Raw genomic sequence first — 4,869 nt, forward strand, 5'->3', positions numbered from 1 at the left:
GGGTGGGGGAGTGAGGGTGGCCGGGAGGCTGCCTCCGGCCAGCAGCGGCCAGTTTGCCCGGCAAATGAATCCGTCCCCAACCTTTCACTCGGAAGTTCGTCGATAGCAGGATGTGCGCGTGACCCGCTCAGTGGTTCAACTTGAACATATTGGCGTGAACGCAATAGGGGACTGCATAGCGGGTCGTCAGGTGGTTCTCCAGTTCCGTAGCTGCCGAGGCGAGGTTCGTCAATTCGTGAACGCCGGAGTTGGGATCGAAGAAATAGAGATCGCTACCGTCATAGGCAAGCGCCACCGAGTGGGGCGTAGGGCTTTGCATGGCGACCAGGGCCGCGCCGCGCCGGCTGCGAATCAACAGTTGGATGGTGTGCGTCAGCAACTGGACGAAGCCTCCCTCGAAGAAGGAAGACAAGGTTCCAATCGATTTGCATCCCAGGGTCTGTGCCTCCTGTGAGTAGAGGTTATGAAACGCCTGGATCGCCTTGCCCTGATTGCGAATACCGGGAAGGTTGCCCCCGCTGGGGTTGCTGATCGGCACGCCGTCGATACCGGTTTCATAGGTGCCGGAACTCATGAGACCACCACAGATCTGGTCCTGCAGATCCATGATTCGCTCAACCTTCCCACCGATATTCCGCTGTTGCATCAGGTCGGCAAGTCCTGGCACCGGACCCAGGTCGAGCGCGCGCATGCAGAAATAAAAGGAAATGCCTTCGCAGGAGCCATCATGCCGTGCGTTGAAGTCACCTTGCTTGCAACCCAAAATGAGAGTGATAGCCATACCATGCTCCTTGCTTGTTCGCGGCTTTCATGACCAGCTTCGATTGGCCGAGCCGGATATTCGAAGTGCGTCCTGTTCGAGGAACGGCCACTGAAGGCGTGCAACCGCAATCAGGCAGGCGCCTGACGCTTCAAAAAGAGAAAAAGTATTGGGCGCAGGGCCAAGTGGATGGCCTGTCGCCCCCCGAAGAATAGCTGCCCCCAAGCGGCTGCTTTGGCTGAAAGACAACCTGGGATCGACGCTGGCCAGAATCGGCTTCGGGCCGTCGCGAAACCGGGCCCGACAAGGAGTGAAGGTGGAGTCGGAACATGAGTGATTACATCGAGACCCTGCGCTCGAAATACGATGCCCACTTCGGCAGCGAACCGAGCACGGTCTTTCCAGGCCACGAATACTGGGACGATAGCGCTGGCGTGCCGGCGATCGACGTATTCGTCTACCGCAAAGAGGACACGGGCAGGCCGCACGATGTGCTGATCACCGCCGGGATGAGCCGCCAGCCCATGAACTTCCTGCCCACCTATGAAGGAGAGCGCTGGGCGAGCGAACTGATCTGGTATTTCGACGAGGCGGACCGGCACGACCTCCAGACCACCCGATGGCTGGCCGGGCTTCCGTTCTACGACAGGTTCGTCCTGGGCTTCGGGCATACGGTGCAGTTCGGCATGCCGATCTTCGAGGGTGGGCACCTGCGCCATTTCCTGCTGCTGAATACCCTGGTGAAGATCGATGCGCGGCTGTTCGACGATTTCCACGCGGCAGCCCATCCCGTCGACCTGTTGTGGGTCGTGCCGCTTTCCGAACGGGAATACCGGCTCAAGCGCGAACAGGGAATCGATGGTTTGATGCCGGTCTTTGCGGAAAACGCGCATCCGGTGACAGTGGACAAGCAGCGCGGCTGTTATCTGGGGGGCGAGGGCGTGTGACGAAGGATCCTGCGACGGACAGCGGCCTGAACGTGCGCCTGGTCGCCGCGTTCGCCGGCTGGAAAGGCATTCCCTGGCTATGCTGGGCCCACAGCGACCTGTCCCCGCGGCTGGTCCTGCATGCGGACCATGTCGAGTTCCGCGTCATCCGCACGCGCTCGAAGCCGTATTCCAGCATTTCCCGGGTGGACTACCGGAAATGGCACTACACCGAGAACATCGTGCTGGAGTTCACCGACTCGCTGACGACCTTCATCGGCAATACGATGAATCCCGCCACGGCACGGCAGGCGATTCGGTACTTGCAGGAAAAGGGCTGTCCGTTGTCGGAGCGGGCCAGCAACCTGGCCATGGCGTAGAGCGAATAACCGCAGCGCGGTTATCCGCCGGTTCGGCGCGGTATCGGCGGATAATGCCGTGGAATTATCCGTCTACGACTTTCCAAACCTCATCCATCCGTCGACCGCGTGACCTCTTCCCACGCCGCGATTTCCTCCTCCAGCGCCTTCAGCTTCTGCCGCACCAGCCCCAGTGCATCGCTGCCCAGCAGCAGGTGCGCCGGCGGGTTTTCCGCGTCGATGGCCTGGAGCATGGCGCGCGCGGCCTTGCGCGGGTCGCCCGGTTGCTTGCCGCTCTTTTCCTGGCGAGCCTGGCGGACCGGGTCGAAGAGCGCGTCGTAGTCGGCGATGGTGCGCGGGCTGCGGACCATCGAACGGCCGGCCCAGTCGGTGCGGAAGGAGCCGGGGGCCACCGCGGTGACGGCTATGCCGAGGCCGGCCACCTCCTTGCCCAAGGCTTCGGAAACCCCTTCCAGGGCGAACTTGCTGCCGCAGTAGTAGGCGATGCCGGGCATGGTGATGTAGCCGCCCATGGAAGTGATGTTGAGGATATGACCGCGGCGGCGCCGACGCATGTAGGGCAGCACGGCCTGGATCATCGCGACCGCGCCGAACAGGTTGACCTCGAACTGCCGGCGCATCTCGGCCAGCGGCGACTCCTCGAGGATGCCTTCATGACCATAGCCGGCACTGTTCACCAGCACGTCCAGCGGACCGATGTCGCGCTCGATGGCTGCGACCGTCGGCTCGATGGCGGCGAGGTCGGTGACATCCAGCAGCCGGCCGAAGGCCTGGCCCGGCGCCACGGCTTCCAGTGCGCTCCTGGCCTCCTCGCTGCGCACCGTGCCCACCACGCGGTGACCGGCATCCAGGGCCTCGCGGGCCAGGGCCTGGCCGAAGCCGCTGCTGGCGCCGGTGATCAACAGGGTCTTGCGAAACGACATGGTGTGACTCCGTTACGGGGGAATGAGTGCACAATACGCAGAAATTTCCCTATCTCAGAGACCGGAATCTCTCGTTTCATTGCCTGATTCTATGAGCGCATCACTGCCTGATTCAGAAGCCATCCGCTCCGCCGACCGACAGCGCATGGTCGCGTTGCTCGAAAACCTGGCGCCCCAGGAGGGCTACAACCTCACCGGGCTCGACAGCGTCCGCCTGCTGCGTTCGGATCGTCCGCTGGCGCGGACTCCGGTGCTCTACGATCCGGGGATCGTCATCGTTTGCCAGGGGCGAAAGCGCGGCTATTTCGGCGAGCAGATCTACCTGTACGACGAGCAGCACTACCTGGCCGTGGCGGTGCCGGTGCCGTTCACCATGGAGACCGATGCCACGCCAGAGCGACCGCTGCTGGCGATCTACCTGCACCTGGATTTCCCGCTGGCGGCCGGGCTGGCGGTGGAGATCGACCGTCAGCGCGCGCTTGCGCAGGTCGAAGCGCCGCGCAGTCTGATGTCCAGCTCTATGGACGCGCCGCTGCGGGCATCGGTGTTGCGCTTCCTGGAGGCGCTGGGCGATCCGCTGGAGACAGCGATCCTCGCGCCTGCACTACTGCGCGAGCTGTACTTCCGCGTGCTCACCGGCCCTCAGGGCGGCGCCATGCGCGCGGCACTGGCCATGCGCGGGCGCTTCGGCAACATTGCCCGGGCGCTGCGCCGCATCCACGCGCAATACGCCGAGCCGCTCGAGCTGGCGCAACTGGCGGGCGAGGCGGGGATGAGCGTGCCGTCGTTCCACAGCCACTTCAAGGCGATCACCCAGACCTCGCCGATGCAGTACCTGAAGTGCATACGCCTGCATCAGGCGCGTCTGCTGATGGTGCGCCAGGGCATGAGCGCCCAGGCCGCCTGCCATGCGGTCGGTTACGCCAGCGCTTCGCAGTTCAACCGCGAATTCAAGCGTCTGTTCGGCCGTTCGCCACTGGTCGAGGCCCGGCGCCTGCGCGCGGGATTCTCGCTGCCGCCGGCGCAGGGGGGAGAGGAGTACGTGTCGTCGCATTAGTGGGGAGCGGACGCTGAGGTGGGCCCTTGCCATAGAAAATCGGCCTAGTGGTGCCCGGATGGGTTCGGACGAGGAAAAAGGAACGGATCCAACCGGTCATGCAACACTTTTCAGTTCCACTACAGGCAGATTGAGCTCGGACGACACGACCCCGTCGCGTTGCAAGGCCCGCCACAAGCTTCAACAGGGGCTGCTTTGAAGTGGCTGCGTGGTCAAGGGCCCGAACCGAAAATAGTACCTCTGTGCTATTCGAGCTTCTTCGCCGCGACGCTATAGTCCCGCCCTTGATCCCCGCGTTTCGCGGAAACCGGTTGTGCAGGACGCACGCGACTTGGAAGGAACCATGACTCGGCAATCCGTACTCGCCACCGGCCCGGAGGCCAGCGATTGGTGGTGCTTCGGCAGCGGCGACGAGCCGGCGCGCGAGTCGTTCTCTGCCGGTGGGCGTTCGCTTGCGGCGTCGAGGAAACCCGTCGGCGCACAGAGCGGAATGGCCGTGGCCGAGCAGGCGAACCGCGCGCAAGCGTCCGGGCAGGACGCCGTGCCGGGCCTGCGAACCTTCGACCTGCTGCCTGGCAACCCGCCGAAGAACCCCTAGACACGGAGTCAACCCATGCGCCGGATATTCATCGCGCCGTTACTGGCGTCGCTTTCCCTGGGCGGCTGCATCCAGATGGACACGCTGCCCGAGGTCTACGCCCGCAGCCAGTGGAAGGGCCGTTCCGCCGAGGAAGCGATAGCCTTCTTCGGTACGCCGCAGAACATGGAGCGCACCGCCGACGGCTCGCAGGTGGTGATGCAGTGGTACAGCGACACCAGCTAT

The 4,869-nt window shown here is 63.7% G+C and carries 6 protein-coding genes and 1 pseudogene; 5 read left to right on the forward strand and 2 right to left on the reverse strand.

The features are described 5' to 3' along the window. Positions 1–127: 127 nt before the first annotated feature. Positions 128–781 (reverse strand): hypothetical protein, encoded by a 654-nt coding sequence (locus FFS27_RS28505; RefSeq protein ID WP_003162334.1) that lies wholly within the window; start codon positions 779–781, stop codon positions 128–130. A 308-nt stretch (positions 782–1,089) separates the two neighbouring features. Here FFS27_RS28505 and FFS27_RS28510 point away from each other — a divergent pair, with 308 nt between their 5' ends. Together FFS27_RS28510 and FFS27_RS28515 are read left to right on the forward strand one after the other, a co-directional pair. Further along, the gene (locus FFS27_RS28510) at positions 1,090–1,707 is read left to right on the forward strand and encodes a suppressor of fused domain protein (RefSeq protein WP_021264509.1); all 618 of its coding nucleotides are present in this window, start codon (positions 1,090–1,092) and stop codon (positions 1,705–1,707) included. Further along, complete coding sequence (locus tag FFS27_RS28515) at positions 1,704–2,066, forward strand: hypothetical protein (protein WP_003162335.1); 363 nt, start codon at positions 1,704–1,706, stop codon at positions 2,064–2,066. Before FFS27_RS28510 ends, FFS27_RS28515 begins: the two co-directional genes overlap by 4 nt. An 89-nt stretch (positions 2,067–2,155) precedes the next feature. Here FFS27_RS28515 and FFS27_RS28520 read toward each other — a convergent pair whose 3' ends face one another. Then, on the reverse strand, positions 2,156–2,989 hold the full coding sequence (locus FFS27_RS28520; protein ID WP_003112398.1) for an oxidoreductase: 834 nt from the start codon (positions 2,987–2,989) through the stop codon (positions 2,156–2,158). 91 nt (positions 2,990–3,080) lie between these two features. Between FFS27_RS28520 and FFS27_RS28525 the strand changes: the two genes are divergently transcribed. The 3 genes and pseudogenes from FFS27_RS28525 to FFS27_RS28535 all read left to right on the forward strand — a co-directional run. Next, complete coding sequence (locus tag FFS27_RS28525) at positions 3,081–4,046, forward strand: AraC family transcriptional regulator (RefSeq protein ID WP_073937378.1); 966 nt, start codon at positions 3,081–3,083, stop codon at positions 4,044–4,046. Between the two features lie 343 nt (positions 4,047–4,389). Continuing rightward, positions 4,390–4,644, forward strand: coding sequence for a hypothetical protein (locus tag FFS27_RS28530; protein WP_014603691.1), 255 nt, complete (start codon positions 4,390–4,392; stop codon positions 4,642–4,644). A 15-nt stretch (positions 4,645–4,659) separates the two neighbouring features. Continuing rightward, positions 4,660–4,869: pseudogene (locus tag FFS27_RS28535) on the forward strand (hypothetical protein); the annotation flags it as partial.

It is taken from the genome of Pseudomonas sp. 2VD (genome assembly GCF_005503585.1).
GTDB classification, from domain to species: Bacteria; Pseudomonadota; Gammaproteobacteria; order Pseudomonadales; family Pseudomonadaceae; genus Pseudomonas; species Pseudomonas aeruginosa.

Coding starts and splice junctions, on each gene's coding strand:
- FFS27_RS28505 (WP_003162334.1), bottom strand. CDS start 781: ATGGCTATCACTCTCATTTTGGGTTGCAAGCAAGGTGACTTCAACGCA.
- FFS27_RS28510 (WP_021264509.1), top strand. CDS start 1,090: ATGAGTGATTACATCGAGACCCTGCGCTCGAAATACGATGCCCACTTC.
- FFS27_RS28520 (WP_003112398.1), bottom strand. CDS start 2,989: ATGTCGTTTCGCAAGACCCTGTTGATCACCGGCGCCAGCAGCGGCTTC.
- FFS27_RS28525 (WP_073937378.1), top strand. CDS start 3,081: ATGAGCGCATCACTGCCTGATTCAGAAGCCATCCGCTCCGCCGACCGA.
- FFS27_RS28530 (WP_014603691.1), top strand. CDS start 4,390: ATGACTCGGCAATCCGTACTCGCCACCGGCCCGGAGGCCAGCGATTGG.